Here is a 15,940-nt window from a genome sequence, read left to right on the forward strand (position 1 = left end):
TCGAGTCAGTCGGCCTTTTTGACGGCGTGGCCACCGAATTGGTTGCGCAGTGCCGCGACCGCCTTCATGGCCGGCGAATCTTCCTGACGTGAAACGAATCGTGCGAAGATCGCCGCGCTGATCGTGGGGACCGGAACCGCGTTGTTGATTGCTTCTTCGATCGTCCAGCGGCCTTCGCCCGAGTCCTCGACGAATCCCTCGATCGCACCGAGGTCCGGGTCCTCGTCCAGCGCCTTGACCAGCAGCTCGAGCAGCCAGGAACGCACCACTGTTCCGCGCTGCCAGGCCTTGAAGATCCCGGGGACATCCTTGATCAGGTCGTCTCGCTTCTCGAGCAGTTCATAGCCCTCGGCGTAGGACTGCATGAGCGCATATTCGATGCCGTTGTGCACCATCTTCGCGTAGTGGCCGGCCCCGACCTCGCCGGCGTGCACGAAACCTTCTTCGCGCGGCCCTTCCGGGCGCAACGCATCGAAAACGGGCATGGCGCGCTCGACCTGATCGGCTGATCCGCCCACCGTCAGACCGAAACCGTTGTGCAGACCCCATACCCCGCCGGACACCCCGGCATCGATGTAGTTCACACCGGTTTTCGCTAGCAGCGCTGCGTGGGTGAAATCATCGGTGAAGCGCGAGTTGCCGCCGTCGATGACCAGGTCGCCCTCTTCGAGCAGGCCGGAGAGTTCGGTGATCACCGCGGTCGTGATGCTGCCGGCCGGAACCATCACCCAGACCAGGCGGGGAGACGGCAGGGCCGCAACGAGAGCGGCCGTCGAGGGGACATCCGTCACTCCCGGGTTGCGGTCGTAGCCGGTGACGTCGATGCTGCCCGCTCGGAGGCGGTCGCGCATGTTCGCGCCCATTTTGCCGAGGCCGATGATGCCGATGTGCATGGTCTGTCTCCTGATCAACGCAGCAGCAGGTTGGGCTGGAGCAGGTACTTGTAGCTGTCGGCGCCGGGCTGGTCACGAGAAGTCTGGCTCGTGATCAGCACAGGGCCTGGCTTGTTGGGGTTCTCCGTCTTCGTGAATGAGATGCGAACGAATTCGGAGTGCACGGCGCCGAGGCCGTCGAGCAGGAACTGCGGCTTGAGCGAGACGACTGTCTCGGTTCCGGAGAGGATCGCATCGATCGTTTCGGATGCCTGCGCCTGCTCTGATCCGACGGCCTCGAGAGTGAGTCCATCGGCGGTGAAGGTGAAGCGCAGTGCTGCCTCACGCTCGAGGACCAGCTGCACCCGGCGGGTGGCCTCGATCAGCTCGGCGGTGTTCATCACGGCGTAGTTGTCGACGTTCTCGGGAAAGAGCCGGCGCACGGGCGGGTAGTTGCCCTTGATCAGGAGGCTTGTCACGGTCTTCTTGTCAGCCGTGAATGCGATCAGCTCGCGATCGTCCGTGTTCGTGATGGCCACCGAGATGGTGCCGCTGTGGCCGAAGGTCTTGCCGACTTCCTGCAGCGTGCGGGCAGGAACGAGCGCCGTGATGGTGTCCGTGGCGGTATTGGTTCCCGGGTCCCAGTCGATCTCGCGCACTGCGACCCGGTAGCGGTCGGTCGCGACGAGGCTGAGGCTGTTCTCGGTGATCTGAAGCTGAACTCCGGTGATGACCGGGGTGACGTCGTCCCGGGATGCGGCGACGGCCACCTGGGCGACGGCTGCAGCGAACTCTTCTGCGGGCACCAGTCCGGATTGGGCGCTGACCTGCGGGATGCTCGGATATTCCTCAACGGGCATGGACAGCAGAGTGAAGCTGGCCGAGCCGCAGCTGACAGTGATCCGCGACTCATTCGTCGAGAAACGCACGGGGGCGTTGGGCATCCGGCTCGCGATTTCGGCCAGGAGACGACCGGAGACGAGAACCTTGCCGGTTTCCTCGACGTCTGCGGCGATCTCGGTTTGCGCCGACACCTCGTAGTCGAACGACGAGAGGATGAGGCCGGTCGCCGTCGCTTCGATCAGCACACCGCTCAAAATGGGCAGCGTGGTGCGCTGGGGAAGGAGCTTCACAGCGAAAGAGACGGCTTCGCTGAAGACGTCTCGGTTGGCCTGAAATCTCACGAAGTCACTCCTGTCGATGGGAGACCTGGATACGGCCTCAATGCTAGTCGGGTTTTTTTGTCATTCGTTGCGGCGGTGCGGAGCAGCAAAGGTTGTCGGATGGAGAGAGATAGAAGTTAATTGTTAATCTTCTTAACCGTTGTGGAAACTGTGGATAACTCTGTGGATGACGCGGAATCACTGGGAACTACAAACATGTAACTTGTTGGCAGCCTGTGAGCGTTAATCGCACTGCGGTGTCGGGCCTCGAGTCTGTCCGACCGAGTTTGCACAAGCAGCGCCGGAGTTTCTACAGGTTGAACCCTGTTGTCCAAAGAGTTTCCACAGGGTTTTCCACAGGTGTGAAAACTGAGGGATTCTGTGGCTTATTTGTAGCGGTGGTTCTGTTTGATGCGGTTAGTGAGCTCTGTGACCTGGTTGTAGATCGAGCGACGTTCCTTCATCAGCTCGCTGATCTTCTTGTTCGCGTACATCACCGTGGTGTGATCCCGGTTGCCGAACAGCTGCCCGATCTTGGGCAGCGAGAGGTTGGTGAGCTCACGGCACAGGTACATGGCGATCTGGCGGGCGGTGGCGACGGCCTGCGACCGGGACGAGCCGTAGAGGTCGTCGACGGTGAGCTTGAAGTAGTCCGCTGTGTTCGTGATGATGTCCACCGGGGCGATGACATTGTCTTCGTCGAGCGTGATGAGGTCCTTGAGCACGGTCTGGACCAGGTCCATGTCGACGGGGGTGCGATTGAGGCTGGCGAAGGCGGTGACCCGGATCAGCGTTCCCTCGAGTTCACGGATGTTGGACGAGACCTTCGATGCCATGAACTCGAGGATGTCGTGCGGCACCTGCAGCTTCTCGCTCTGGGCCTTCTTGCGCAGGATGGCGATACGCGTCTCGAGGTCGGGAGCCTGCACGTCGGTGATCAGACCCCACTCGAACCGTGACCGCATCCGGTCTTCGAACCCGGTGAGGTGCTTGGGCGGCAGGTCGCTCGTGATGACCACCTGCTTGTTGTGGTCGTGCAGGGTATTGAAGGTGTGGAAGAACGCCTCCTGCGTCTCCGCCTTGCCCTGGAGGAACTGGATGTCGTCGATCATCAGGATGTCGATGTTGCGGTACCGGGCTTGGAAGGCCGAGCCGCGGTTGTTCGCGATCGAGTTGATGAAATCGTTGGTGAATTCCTCGCTACTGACGTAGCGAACGCGGATGCCGGGATACAGGCTCATCGCATAGTGACCGATGGCGTGCAGAAGGTGGGTCTTGCCCAGGCCGGAGGACCCGTAGACGAAGAGCGGGTTGTACGCCTTCGCCGGTGCTTCCGCGACCGCGACCGCGGCGGCGTGGGCGAATCGGTTGGACTGGCCGATCACGAAGTTGTCGAAGCTGTACTTGTTGTTCAGCCGGGTGTCGTGGGGGCGTTCGGGTGAGGTGCTCTCGAAGACCGATTGCGGTGCGGCCGGCGTGTCCACGTCGGGCGGGGACATCGTCTCCTGCACCGGGCGGATCGTTTCCTTTTCCAGTTCCGGGTTGACCACCACGTAAAAGGTCGACACCGCGGTCGATTCGGAGAGCTGGCTCATGGCAGTCAGGAGCGGGACGCGCATCCGCTGATTGAGCATGCTCGCGGTGAACTCGTTGGGCACCTCGAGATAGAAGGTTCCCGCCGCGATGCCCTTGGGCTCGACCAGATTGAGGAAGCCGTAAAGCATCGGTGTAATGGTGTCATCGGACTCGAGGCTGGTCAGTACTGCCCGCCAGGTGTCTGCGATAGGTTGTTCGTCGGCCATGGTTCCCCGTTATCTCTCATTGTTGCCTTCAAAGCGACGGGGACGGCGGTACGAGCTCGTCCCTGAACGCGTCTTCCAGCCAAAGCATCCACAAGGTTATCCACCGCCTGTGTGCAAATAAGGCTGAATTCTCAGGGTTTGTTGAAAACCTGTGGATAACTTGTCCTCACGGTAGCCAATCCGCCACGGTGAGGCAAAATTCGTTGCCGTCTTGTGCGCGTGTCATGCCGAATCCAGGTGAATTCTTGTGCAGAATCGATCCTTTGGGGACTTCGAGTTTGACCCGCAGAGGTCGAAGCCGTAGTTTTAATCAGTTGACCCCAGCCCGAGGGCTACCTCACTCTTTCCCGGCCGCTTGTTTTGGCCTGCGGAGATTTAACACGTGGAGACAAAACTATGAGCAAGAGAACGTTCCAGCCGAACAACCGCCGTCGCGCCAAGGTGCACGGCTTCCGCCTTCGCATGCGCACCCGCGCCGGCCGCGCGATTCTCGGTGCTCGCCGTCGTAAGGGTCGCATCGAACTTTCCGCTTAAGCACTCTCGTGCTCGCGGGGGCCAATCGCATCACCAGCGGTGACGACTACAAGATGGTCGTTCGTCGTGGTGTGCGGGTCGTTGGCCCACACCTGGTTGCCTACCTGCGCCGGAACCCCGATGGGGAGCCGGTGCGGTTCGGTTTCATCGTGGCGAAGAACGTCGGGAACGCCGTCAGGCGCAACCGCGTTCGACGGCGCCTGAAAGCAGCCAGTTTCTCTCTACTGCCGTCGGTGCGTCCGGGCACGGATGTCGTCATCCGCGCCCTGCCATCGGCGAACGATGTCTCCTGGCCCGAGTTGTATTCAGAGGTCGAGGGTGCGCTGGCCAAATACCAGCGTCCCGCCGTGTCCCCCCGAGTCGACCCGGCACCGAACCCCGTGAATCGATGAACGTCGATGAATAGGGCGATCGCGACCGTCGTTCTACTCCCTCGAAATGTCGGAGTCGTTCTGCTACGCGCGTACCGGGCGGTGATTTCACCGCTGTATGGCGACGTATGCCGGTACTATCCCTCTTGTTCGGCCTACGCACTCGGGGCCGTTCAGGAACACGGCCTCGTGGTCGGATCGGCCCTGGCCGCCCGCAGGCTTGCTCGGTGTCATCCGTGGGCCGAAGGTGGGATCGATGACGTTCCCCTGAAGCGAAAGCGTCGCTACACGGTGACGTCGTTTGGATTTGTTGTCGCACCGAGCCACGGAAAGGGCTGACCCAAAGTATGGACCTCATAGGTACGATTCTCTGGCCTCTGAAATGGGGAGTCGAGCTTCTGCTCGTTGCCTTCCACTGGTTGTTCACCAACTTCGGAATGGGTTACAACGACGGCATCACCTGGGTGCTGTCCATCGTGGGCCTCGTCCTGGTCGTGCGAGCCGCCCTGATCCCCATCTTCGTCAAGCAGATCAAGAGCCAGCGCAAGATGCTCGAGGTCGCGCCCCAGCTCAAGAAGATCCAGGACAAGTACAAGGGCAAGAAAGACCAGTTCTCGCGTGAGGCCATGTCCCGCGAGACGATGGAGCTCTACAAGCGCACCGGCACGAATCCGCTCAGCTCGTGCCTGCCCCTGCTGCTGCAGATGCCGATCTTCTTCGCCCTGTTCTCTGTGCTCAACGACGCCCAGCACGCCAAGACCGGCGTCGGCCCGCTGAACGCCGACCTGGCCAAGAGCTTCGGCAAGGCCACCCTGTTCGGCGACGCCCCGCTCAACGACTCCTTCGCGTCGCAGTGGACCGCGATGACCGCCGGCAACCCCTTCAACGTGTCGGTCATGATCATCGCGGCCACCATGGTCATCCTGATGACGGCATCGCAGTTCATCACGCAACTCCAGATCGTCTCCAAGAACATGTCGCCGGAGACCAAGGCGAGCCCGATGTTCAAGCAGCAGCGCATCATGCTCTACCTGCTCCCCCTCGTCTTCGCCTTCTCCGGTGTGGCCTTCCCGCTCGGCGTGATGTTCTACTGGCTGACCTCGAATATCTGGACGATGGCCCAGCAGTTCCTGGTGATCCGCAACATGCCGACGCCCGGAAGCGAGGCCGCCAAGGCTCGTGAGGAGCGTCTCGCCCGCAAGGGTAAGCTCATCGCCACCGACGGTGACGTTATCGTGGTCGAAGAGCCCAAGAAGCCGCAGCGCCAGCAGCCGATCGCCAAGAGTCGTGCCAAGAAGCAAACCGGCCCCAAGAAGTAGAAGAGACAGAAGACCAACGTGACTGAGAACACTGACGTGATCGCCGCGGATGCCCCGGCCGATGACTCCCCCACCCTCGACCAGCTCGAGAAGGAAGGGGACATCGCCGCCGACTACATCGAGGAATTCCTCGACATCTGCGACCTCGACGGTGACATCGACATCGATGCGCGCAACGGGAGGGCCTACCTCTCCGTGCAGGCGACGGATGCCGACAACCTCAGGCTCCTCTCGAAGCCGGAGACCGTGAACGCGCTCCAGGAGCTCACCCGGCTGGCCGTGCAGAACAAGACAGGTTCGTTCTCCCGGTTGATCCTCGACATCGGCGGATCGCGTGATGCCCGGCAGGCCGAATTGGCCTCCCTGGTTGCCCGCGCGATCGAGCGCATCGAGGGCGGGGCGGCCGAGGCATCCCTGCCGGCGATGTCGTCCTACGAACGCAAGCGCGTGCACGACCTGGTCTCCGAGGCCGGGTTCGTCTCCGAGTCCAAGGGCGAGGGCCGCGACCGCCACACGGTCATCTCCGCTTCCTGACTGCCCGCGACACTGTGATTGGGATCCTTGAGGCCGAGCCGGCCGTGGCCGCCGATCTGTTCGGAGAACGGATCGATGTCGCCCGAGCCTTCGCTCGGAACCTCGCCGACCAGGGCGAAGAACGTGGGCTGATCGGCCCATTAGAGCTTCCCCGGCTCTGGAGCCGTCACATCCTCAACTGCGCGATCGTCGCTCCCCTGTTGCGCCCCGGCCTGGTCGGAGACGTCGGTTCGGGGGCGGGGTTGCCCGGCCTGGTCCTGGCCATCGCCCGGCCGGACGTGTCCTTCGTGCTGATCGAACCGATGGAGCGGCGGGTCGCCTGGCTGACCGAGCAGGTCGCCGCGCTCGGCCTGGGAAACACCACAGTGACCCGGGCGCGGGCCGAAGATGTGCGTCTCCCCCAGCGCCTCGACCAGGTCACCGCGCGGGCGGTGAGTGCGTTCCGCACCCTGATTCCCTTGACCGCTCCCCTGCTTCGGCCGGGTGGAGAGCTGGTGCTGATGAAGGGAGCGGGGGCTCAGGGCGAGATCGAAGCCGCGGCGAAGGCCATTCGCAAGTATCATCTCGGCAATGTGGAGGTAATCACCCTCGGCGAGGGTGTGCTTCCGGACGTCACAAGGGTCATTAGGGCTACAGTTGATTAGTCCCCGAATTTCCGCCTGAGACTCATTGACGGGCAGACTCGGGGCCTCTGGATGGCTCATTAACCGTCGACTGCAAAGGTTTCACGTGAAACATCCTGGCGAAAACCAGCAAGGCACCAAGACCGCCCCAGGGTTCGACGACACCACTCCCCTGGCGCGCGAGATCTCCGAGCTGACTCGTCGTCGACAGGTGATCGCGGCCGAGCAGCTGCCTAAGCCCGAGCAGACCCGCGTGATCACCATCTCTAACCAGAAGGGTGGCGTCGGCAAGACCACGACCGCAGTGAACCTCGCGGCGGCGCTCGCACGGCAGGGCGCCCGTGTTCTGGTGATCGACCTCGACCCTCAGGGCAATGCGTCGACGGCACTCGGCGTCGAGCATCGAGCGGAGACTCCCAGCGTCTATGACGTCATCGTCAATGACGTGGATCTGGCCGGTGTCGTTCAGGAGAGCCCGGAGGTCGGTTCGCTGTATTGCGTTCCCGCGACCATTCATCTTGCCGGTGCCGAAATCGAGCTGGTCTCCCTCGTCGCCAGGGAACAACGCCTCAGCCGCGCCCTCGCGGTGCACCTGAAGACGATGGATGATCCTTACGACTACGTCTTCATCGACTGCCCGCCCTCGTTGGGTCTTCTCACGATCAACGCTTTCGTGGCCGCGCAGGAGGTGCTCATTCCGATCCAGTGTGAGTACTACGCACTCGAGGGGCTCAGCCAGCTCCTCAAGAACATTGAACTGATCGAGAAGCACCTGAACCCCGACCTGACCGTGTCGACGATTCTGCTCACGATGTACGACAGCCGCACCAACCTGGCCAACCAGGTGGCGCAGGATGTGCGGGATCACTTCCCGAACCAGGTGCTCGACACGCTGATTCCCCGCTCCGTGCGTGTTTCTGAGGCCCCGAGCTACGGCCAGAGCGTCATCAGTTACGACCTGAACTCCGCAGGATCACTCTCCTACCTTGAAGCAGCAGCGGAAATCGCCCGGCGGGGCGCCCCCCAGACAGGAGAACGACTCTGATGGCGAAGAGAACAGGCCTCGGCCGCGGCATTGGCGCCCTGATCCCCATTCAAGACGACCCCACGCTGGCCCGACCGGTCGACGTGTTCTTCCCCTATTCCGAGGCACTGCGGCCGGTCGAAACAGTGGAGCCGCAGGACCTCCTTCCTGTACCGGGAGCGCGGCTGGCCCACCTCGATCCTGCGGACATCGTGCCGAACGCGCACCAGCCCCGGAGCGTCTTCGACGAGAGCGATCTGGCCGAACTGGTCCACAGCATCCGTGAGGTGGGCGTTCTGCAGCCGATCGTGGTGCGGCCGATCCCGGAGCTGCCGGGCAAGTACGAACTCGTCATGGGTGAGCGCAGGCTCCGTGCCACCAAAGAGGTCGGACTCGACACGATCCCGGCCATCGTTCGCGAGACAGCGGATGTCGACATGCTGCGCGACGCGCTGCTGGAGAACCTGCACCGCGCGCAGCTCAATCCCCTCGAGGAGGCATCGGCGTACCAGCAGTTGCTGGCCGATTTCGGCATCACCCAGGACGAACTCGCGCTCAAGATCGGCCGCTCGCGCCCGCAGATCACGAATACCATCCGTCTGTTGAAGCTGCCGGAGCCGGTGCAGCTTCGCGTCGCGGCCGGTGTGCTCACGGCCGGTCATGCCCGGGCCATTCTCTCGGTCGGTGACCCTGAGGGGATGCTGAGGCTCGCCGACAAGATCGTCAACGAGGATCTGTCCGTTCGCGCCGCTGAGGCGGCCGCCACGGCGGAGCCTAGCCCCACGAAGGCGAAGCCGGCGGCAGGCCGCCGCCAGGGGCACCTCGACGAGATCGCCGAGCACCTCGGCGATCGCCTCGACACCCGGGTCAAGATTCATCTGGGCGCACGAAAAGGCCAGATCACAGTGGATTTTGCAACAATTGGAGACCTGAACCGGATTCTGGGCGTTATCGGCGAACCTGGTTTCGGCGCGAGCTGATCGTTCGGGGCCGTTAGGTACCTTGACCGGCTTGTTTGTGCTCCTGCGGGATTTCGCGTCGGAATCGGCAACGGGAGCCTCTGGGAGCCGGCCACGACTTGCGATGCTCGTTGTCTCCCTCTCTGCCGCGTTGCCGCTTTGCCGCTGTCATCCATTCGGCCCACTCCCCCACCGTTGTTACTCTCGAGCGCGCCCTCCCACTGCCCCACTCCCCCAGCCCCGTGACTGCGCCGGTCCATGCCTGCGCGGGTCCATGCCTGCGCGGGTCAATGAGTGCGCCTGTTCGTGGTTGCGGGTGTCCGGTTGGGCCAGCCCGTCAGGTAGTTTCACGTGAAACGTGGGGTCGGTGCTCGGGGCGGCAGTGTCGTTGGGGCGTGACGCTTCAGAGATACCGGGGTCGTGCGCAGCACCCTCCGGTGGGTGCGCGTGGCGAGTCAGTCCCGTGAAGCGTGAAATGCCTGCCAACACTTGTTCGTCTGAGGCCTGGTCTGCAACGTCATGGAACTCGGAGCGGACTGGGACCAGGGGGCGAGTGAGTCCGTGAGGCGGAAGCGAGGCAGCGGCACTCGAGGCGGACGGGCGCCCGGTGCACCCTCGCCGCGGAGCAGGGCTTAGCTCAGGCTGCACGTGACAGCTCTTCGTTCCCTCTCCCCCATTCATCGGGCGGTGGGTGCCGGTGCTGCCGGTGTTGGTGTTGTTCCGGGTTCGCGAGCTGGGGGCGGTGCTCGGCGACGTGAGCGTACGTCGGTGAGGCAATCGACGGAGACAGGGTGAGCACAACCGATACGGCTCCTCGCAGCAGTGTGAGATGGTCGGTGCGGGGGCTGGGTGGCCGGCGGGATGAACGCCGGTCGATGCGTGGAGTTGCCGTCTGGTCGAGTCGCTTGCCCGGTCGATTGTTGTCCTCGCTGGCGAGGCGGAGTCTCCCGCCTGCGTGGGGAGAACGCAGTCGACGCCCTGAGGGGCGCAATAACGAGTGCGGTGATATCCACGCAGCAGCAGCAGCAGCAGCAGCAGCAGCAGCAACGCCAGGCAGTGTCGGTGGGGTGGAGAGGGCACTATCCGGGAAAGACGAGGAGGACGCTCGTGGCGTCCGAGGAGCACAACCATCGCCGGGCAACGTCCGGTGCCTTTGACAGCGGGGTTCCCGCAGCCGGCGGACCGTGAGCCGTCACGGTTGTATGAGCGGCTGGAGAGTCCGGCTAGCCGGTGCGACAACGCAGGGGGACACATTCGGCAGCGGCGAGTGACGCCGAGGAGCGGTCACGCCATTTGTGGGCATGGGTGAGTCGCCGACAGAGTGTGCAGCGCAGGGTCCGGCTGAGTCCGCGGAGCAGAGTACCTGGTGCTCATGCGATGTTTCACGTGAAACGTTGTTGTTGCCCGGCTCGATGGTCAAGGGGCCGTACGGGAGCTGTCGCCTGTTACTCAGCTCCGGCCGAACCGCGATGGCCCGCGAGGGTCGGGGTCTGCGCTCACTCCCCAACCGGTGCATCTGTGAGCCACACGGTCCTCCCTTGAGATAGACGGAGGATTCGGCAGGATATGCGCGCCACGCCGGTGTCATCGGTGTCCGGGAGGCGCTTGTCGCCAGTGCCAGTGCCAGTGCCCGTGCACGTGCTGTTGGGTGATCCACTCAGGTGTGGTTTCACTCTGCGGCCTCACCAGGCAGGCGTGGACGCGGTTCTCGGTCGCGCTGAGGCCGAATGTGGTCGTGAGGCGTCTGGACGGCTGCGGTGGCTGTCATCGCGCAGGTCGTCGCGCGAGCACCGGCGGATTACCAGGCCGTGGCGCGCCTCCCGATGTGACCTGTGAAGGTGGCTTCGGTGACCGCGGAGGCCCCGGTGACCTTGGTGACCTTGGTGACGTCGAAGGCTTCGGTATGCGCGGGAGTGTGCGCGGGAGTTTATAGCCCGGGGATTGGATCAGCTTCTGATTCGGGCGGCGGGTGCCACCTGTGCCTTCTGTCAGCATGTGCGGGGACTGCAGGGCGTCGGAAGCCTCTCTGCCCGGCTGCGCCGGTGAGAGGATCATCAGGGCCAGGGTTGGCGGAGAGGATCATGTTTCACGTGAAACGTCGGTCCCGGGAATCCATCAGGACCGCGCAGTCCTCTCCTGCGGACCACCGGACGGACGCTGCGGCCTATCGGTTAGGGTCCAGAACCAGGACGGTCAGACGGCGGGTACGCTGTGAAAGCCGTCCACCAGGCCCAGCGCGGTTCCCCGTCGGATCTCCCGGTCACTCGTGTAGTCGGCCCGGCGCTCCGGCGGCGCCGCACAGGAGTCTCAACGTCACTGCCGGTGCCGGCACGTCATCGACGATGCGTAGGAGCAGGGCCGGGCGATCGCCTGGGGGTTTTGGCCGGTGAGTGGTTCCGTCGTCCGGAAGGTGCTGGCCGACTGAGTGCACGTTTCACCACGGAGTATTCGCCATATCATCGCACCCTCAGAGTCGGTCCCACCCGTTGAGTCCCCCGCGCGACTCGGACCGGCACGACACTCGGCAGGCCAAACGTCGACCCAGGGGCGGGGCTTTCACATAGGAATGAGTGCGGAGTGACGTGCGAGACGTCCCCGGGGTGTGTTCCGGTGGACAGGACACCTCGCCCTCCGAATTCGCCCGGGGGTGCCTCTCTGGCTGGGAAGCTGGGGAATGCTCAGCGGAGAGCTGATTTGGGGTCGATAATGGGCGAAAAACGCCCGGCACGGAATCCCGGAACTGGTCATAGGATCGATCCTGACGACGTGAAAATCGCTCTTTTGAGGACTTTATCTGCCTGTTCCGGGTGAAAAGTGAGCCGTCGTCGAGGAGCCCTTGGTCGTCGACCGATGACCGTGAATGTTTCACGTGAAACCAGTCGGAGATCGAGGGTCCTCAGCTCTCGGCGAGTGCCGCGCGGGCGAGTGCTTCGTAGACCGAACCGAGTGACTGCCCCGATGCCTCGATCGTCTGCGGGACCAGGCTGGTCTCGGTCAGGCCGGGGAGGACGTTGGCCTCGAGGAACCAGGGGGTGCCGTCGTCGTCGACGATGAGGTCGATCCGGGAGATGTGTCGGAGGCCGAGGAGTGCGTGCACGGCTACGGCGGTTTCGGCGACCCGGGCGGCCGTCTCAGGAGAGATCCGGGCGGGGGTGTAGAAGAGGGTGTCGCCGGCGTTGTACCTTGCCTCGAAACTGTAGACGCCGACGAGTGGGACGATTTCCACGGCCGGAAGCGCGGTGGGTCCGTCACCCGTGTCGATCACGGTCACGGCGAGTTCGGTGCCGGTGACCTTCTCTTCCACGAGCGCGATGGACGCATAGGTGTACGCGTCGACCATCGCGCGCGGCAGCTCTGCCGAGGTCTCGACGATGGTGACGCCCTGGGCTGAACCGCCTTCCGCGGGCTTGACGACCAAGGGGGTGGGCAGCGCGGAGAGGACGTGTTCGAGCACGCTCGCGGCGCCGAGGTCGCGGAAAGTTTCTTTGGACAGGGCGATCCAGTCGGGCGTCGGGAAACCGGCCCGCCGCACGAGTTCCTTCGCCGTCGGCTTGGACCAGGCGAGTGCCGCAGGTCCGCCTCGCGAACCGACGTGAGGTATCCCGGTCGTCTCAAGGAGAGCGAGGAGAGCGCCGTCTTCGCCGGTCGCACCGTGCACGACCGGCCAGATCACGTCGGGGTGGCGGTGCGTGAGGTCGGCGAGCAGACCGGCCTGCGGGTCGAGTACGGTCACGGTGTGTCCCCGGCTCGTGAGGGCGTCCGCGACCCGACGTCCGGAACGGAGTGAGACGTCGCGTTCGTGCGAGATCCCCCCGGCGAGGACGATGATATCAAGTGCCGCTAATTCGCTCATGATCAGGGTTTTTCCTTGCTCTGTCCGGTGGGGTCGTGGTCTAGGAGATGTCGGGTGGCGGCGAACTGAACCGCGAGTTCTCCCGGAGCGGATTCAAGGATCCGGTCCCCGCAAAGGTATCGAGAAGGTCGAGTTCATCGCGGATCACCGTGGCCAGGCGACGTATGCCAATTCGGATATGTTCCGGTGTCGGATAGCAGAAGGATAGGCGCATGTTCTGGCGTCCATCGCCGTCCGCGAAGAACGCCGTGCCTGGCGTGTACGCCACGAGCTCCTTGACGGCCCGCGGAAGCATGGCCTTCGAGTCGAGGCGGTCGGGAAGGGTCACCCAGACGTAGAAGCCGCCGTTCGGATTGGTCCAGGTCAACTCGGGCAGGTACTCGTCCAGGGCGCTGAGCAGGGCGTTCTTCCGCTCGTGGTAGACGCCCCGGAAGGTGTTGATCTGGCCCTTCCAGTCGGCGCTGGAGAGGTATTCGGAGATCACGAGCTGGCTGAAGGAACTCGGCGAGAGCACTGCGGCTTCATTGGCGAGCACGAGCTTCTCACGGATGGCGTGGGGCGCGAGCGCCCAGCCCACGCGGAAGCCAGGGGCGAGGGTCTTGGAGAAGGTGCCCAGGTAGACGACGCCGTCTTGTTCGAGGGAACGCATCGCATCCGGGGCCGGCTGGTCGAAGTAGAGGAGGCCGTACGGGTTGTCTTCGAGCACGAGGATGTCGTTCCGGCGGCAGATCTCCAGGATCTCGACGCGACGGGCCCAGCTCAGGGTCACGCCGGCCGGGTTGTGGAAGTTCGGGATCGTGTAGAGGAACTTGATCGTCTTGCCGGCTGCCCGAACGCTGGTGATGTGCTCCCGCAGTGCCGCCGGGATGAGGCCGTGCTCGTCCATGGGGACATGGTCGACCTCGGCCTGGTACGACTTGAAGATCACCATGGCGGTGACGTAGCTGGGGCCCTCGGAGAGCACGACGTCGCCCGGGTCGAGGAAGAGTTTGCTGACGAGCTCCAGGGCGTGCTGGGAGCCGGTCGTGACGACCACGTCATCGGCGTGGGCTCGGATGCCTTCCAGTGCCATCACCTCGAGGATCTGCTCCCGAAGAACGGGAACGCCCTGACCGGATCCGTATTGCAGCGCCGTGGGGCCCTGTTCGCGCATGACGCGGCCCATGGCGTTGATCACGAGGTCGGGCGGCAGGGCCGCCACGAACGGCATGCCACCGGCGAGGGAGACCACCTCGGGGCGGGAGGCCACGGCGAAGAGGGCCCTGACCTCGGAGGCGCGCAGCCCCGCGGCTCGCTCGGCGTAGTGGTGGTACCACGGGTCGAGATTGTTGCCGGTCTGGGGTGAACCCTGTCCTGTCACGTCACTTCCGTTCTGGTGTGGCTTCAATCGTAGGCGGTGTCACGCGGAGGCCCGTCCTCGCGACGCCTTCCCGCGAGCGTACAGGGCCAGTCGGGCCAGGGCGGAACCCGGGTATGACAAGACCCGCCCGGCTGGTGCCGGGCGGGTCTTCAGGCGTGTCGGCCTGGCGGCCGATGAGAGGCCTAGGCCAGGTATGCGGCCAGGTCGGCCACGAGGGCGACCTTGGGCTTGGCGCCGATGACGGTCTTGACGACCTCACCCTTCTGGAACACCTTCATCGCGGGGATGGAGGTGATCTGGTACTTCGCGGCCAGGGCCGGGAAGTCGTCGACGTTGAGCTTGACGATGTCGATCTTGTCGGCGTTCTCACTCGCGATCTGGTCGAGGATCGGGCTGACGGCGCGACACGGGCCACACCACTCGGCCCAGAAGTCGACCAGAACGGTCTTTTCGTTGTTGATGACTTCCTGGTCGAAAGTCGCGTCGGTAACGGCGCGTGCAGACATGTAGTTGCTCCTTAGTTGGTGACTGTTACGAGTTCGGTCTCGCCGGCGTCAGCCAGCAGGTCCGCGGGAAGGGAGGCGAGGTAGTGCTCGGCGTCGAGCGCGGCGACGGTGCCGGATGCGGCGGCCGTCACGGCCTGGCGGTAGGTCGGGTCGATGACGTCGCCGGCGGCGAAGACGCCGGTCTGGCTGGTCTTGGACGAGCGGCCGGCGACGGCGATGGTGCCCTCGGGGGTCAGGTCGAGCTGGGCGTGCACGAGGTGCGTGCGCGGGTCGTTGCCGATGGCGACGAAGACGCCGCCGACCGGGAGACTGGTCTCCTCCCCGGACACGGTGTTGCGCAGGCGCAAGCCGTCGACGGCTTCGGCGCCGGTGATGCCGACGACCGCGGAGTTCCAGACGAATTCAATCTTCGGGTTGGCGAATGCCCGCTCCTGCATGATCTTCGAGGCACGGAGCGTGTCTTTGCGGTGCACGACATAGACCTTGCTGGCGAATCGGGTCAGGAAGGTGGCTTCCTCCATGGCTGAGTCACCGCCGCCGATCACGGCGATGGTCTTCTCCTTGAAGAAGAATCCATCGCAGGTTGCACACCAGGAGACACCTCGACCGGACAGGCGTTCTTCGTCGGGAAGGCCGAGCTTGCGGTATGCGGAACCGGTGGCGAAGATCACGGCCAGGGCCTCGTGGGTCTCGCCGGAACCGAGCGTGACGGTCTTGGTCGGCCCGGTCAGTTCGAGTTCCGTGACGTCGTCGTAGACGACCTCGGTGCCGAAGCGTTCGGCCTGCTCCTGCATCTTGGCCATCAGTTCCGGGCCCTGGATGCCCTCGGGGAACCCGGGGAAGTTCTCGACCTCGGTCGTGTTCATCAGTTCACCGCCGGCCTCGACGGAGCTGGCGATCAGCAGGGGCTTGAGGTTGGCGCGTGCGGCGTAGATGGCGGCCGTGAAACCGGCCGGTCCTGAGCCGATGATGATGATCTGGCGCACGCGGGGAACTCCTTCGACTGGTGGGGGCAGGGCA

The 15,940-nt window shown here is 64.0% G+C and carries 15 protein-coding genes; 8 read left to right on the forward strand and 7 right to left on the reverse strand.

Annotated elements, in window-relative coordinates; translation table 11 throughout:
• Positions 1 to 5 precede the first annotated feature (5 nt).
• From gnd to dnaA, 3 genes are all read right to left on the reverse strand, one after another.
• The gene (gnd, locus tag IWX89_RS12510) at positions 6 to 893 is read right to left on the reverse strand and encodes a phosphogluconate dehydrogenase (NAD(+)-dependent, decarboxylating) (RefSeq protein ID WP_196903884.1); all 888 of its coding nucleotides are present in this window, start codon (positions 891 to 893) and stop codon (positions 6 to 8) included.
• Between the two features lie 14 nt (positions 894 to 907).
• The gene (gene dnaN, locus IWX89_RS12515) at positions 908 to 2,056 is read right to left on the reverse strand and encodes a DNA polymerase III subunit beta (protein ID WP_134540337.1); all 1,149 of its coding nucleotides are present in this window, start codon (positions 2,054 to 2,056) and stop codon (positions 908 to 910) included.
• Positions 2,057 to 2,421: 365 nt separating this feature from the next.
• Positions 2,422 to 3,837: a chromosomal replication initiator protein DnaA gene (gene dnaA / locus IWX89_RS12520; protein ID WP_196903885.1), complete on the reverse strand. Its 1,416-nt coding sequence runs from the start codon at positions 3,835 to 3,837 to the stop codon at positions 2,422 to 2,424.
• Positions 3,838 to 4,233: 396 nt separating this feature from the next.
• Here dnaA and rpmH point away from each other — a divergent pair, with 396 nt between their 5' ends.
• From rpmH to IWX89_RS12560, 8 genes are all read left to right on the forward strand, one after another.
• Positions 4,234 to 4,371: a 50S ribosomal protein L34 gene (rpmH, locus tag IWX89_RS12525; protein ID WP_134507576.1), complete on the forward strand. Its 138-nt coding sequence runs from the start codon at positions 4,234 to 4,236 to the stop codon at positions 4,369 to 4,371.
• A gap of 8 nt (positions 4,372 to 4,379) precedes the next feature.
• Positions 4,380 to 4,763, forward strand: a complete 384-nt coding sequence (gene rnpA, locus IWX89_RS12530) for a ribonuclease P protein component (protein ID WP_196903887.1) — start codon at positions 4,380 to 4,382, stop codon at positions 4,761 to 4,763.
• 6 nt (positions 4,764 to 4,769) lie between these two features.
• A complete protein-coding gene (gene yidD, locus IWX89_RS12535) occupies positions 4,770 to 5,081 on the forward strand; it encodes a membrane protein insertion efficiency factor YidD (RefSeq protein WP_196903888.1) in 312 nt (103 codons plus the stop codon).
• 8 nt (positions 5,082 to 5,089) lie between these two features.
• The gene (gene yidC, locus IWX89_RS12540) at positions 5,090 to 6,061 is read left to right on the forward strand and encodes a membrane protein insertase YidC (RefSeq protein WP_196903890.1); all 972 of its coding nucleotides are present in this window, start codon (positions 5,090 to 5,092) and stop codon (positions 6,059 to 6,061) included.
• Between the two features lie 18 nt (positions 6,062 to 6,079).
• Complete coding sequence (locus IWX89_RS12545) at positions 6,080 to 6,595, forward strand: R3H domain-containing nucleic acid-binding protein (RefSeq protein WP_196903891.1); 516 nt, start codon at positions 6,080 to 6,082, stop codon at positions 6,593 to 6,595.
• 14 nt (positions 6,596 to 6,609) lie between these two features.
• Positions 6,610 to 7,239, forward strand: coding sequence for a 16S rRNA (guanine(527)-N(7))-methyltransferase RsmG (gene rsmG, locus IWX89_RS12550; RefSeq protein ID WP_374220515.1), 630 nt, complete (start codon positions 6,610 to 6,612; stop codon positions 7,237 to 7,239).
• 85 nt (positions 7,240 to 7,324) lie between these two features.
• Positions 7,325 to 8,263 (forward strand): ParA family protein, encoded by a 939-nt coding sequence (locus IWX89_RS12555; RefSeq protein ID WP_307836544.1) that lies wholly within the window; start codon positions 7,325 to 7,327, stop codon positions 8,261 to 8,263.
• Positions 8,263 to 9,222, forward strand: coding sequence for a ParB/RepB/Spo0J family partition protein (locus tag IWX89_RS12560; RefSeq protein ID WP_196903892.1), 960 nt, complete (start codon positions 8,263 to 8,265; stop codon positions 9,220 to 9,222). Before IWX89_RS12555 ends, IWX89_RS12560 begins: the two co-directional genes overlap by 1 nt.
• A 2,875-nt stretch (positions 9,223 to 12,097) precedes the next feature.
• On the opposite strand, the gene IWX89_RS12565 is transcribed toward IWX89_RS12560, so the two are convergent.
• The 4 genes from IWX89_RS12565 to trxB form a co-directional block, all read right to left on the reverse strand.
• Positions 12,098 to 13,054 carry a D-alanine--D-alanine ligase gene (locus tag IWX89_RS12565; protein WP_196903893.1) on the reverse strand — a complete coding sequence of 319 codons (957 nt, stop codon included), beginning with the start codon at positions 13,052 to 13,054 and terminating at the stop codon, positions 12,098 to 12,100.
• Between the two features lie 40 nt (positions 13,055 to 13,094).
• Positions 13,095 to 14,414 (reverse strand): PLP-dependent aminotransferase family protein, encoded by a 1,320-nt coding sequence (locus IWX89_RS12570; RefSeq protein ID WP_196903894.1) that lies wholly within the window; start codon positions 14,412 to 14,414, stop codon positions 13,095 to 13,097.
• A 182-nt stretch (positions 14,415 to 14,596) separates the two neighbouring features.
• Positions 14,597 to 14,920, reverse strand: coding sequence for a thioredoxin (gene trxA / locus IWX89_RS12575; protein ID WP_134507586.1), 324 nt, complete (start codon positions 14,918 to 14,920; stop codon positions 14,597 to 14,599).
• An 11-nt stretch (positions 14,921 to 14,931) separates the two neighbouring features.
• On the reverse strand, positions 14,932 to 15,906 hold the full coding sequence (gene trxB / locus IWX89_RS12580; RefSeq protein ID WP_196903895.1) for a thioredoxin-disulfide reductase: 975 nt from the start codon (positions 15,904 to 15,906) through the stop codon (positions 14,932 to 14,934).
• Between the last annotated feature and the right edge of the window lie 34 nt (positions 15,907 to 15,940).

It is taken from the genome of Cryobacterium sp. MP_M3 (assembly GCF_015752155.1).
Lineage (GTDB): Bacteria > Actinomycetota > Actinomycetes > Actinomycetales > Microbacteriaceae > Cryobacterium.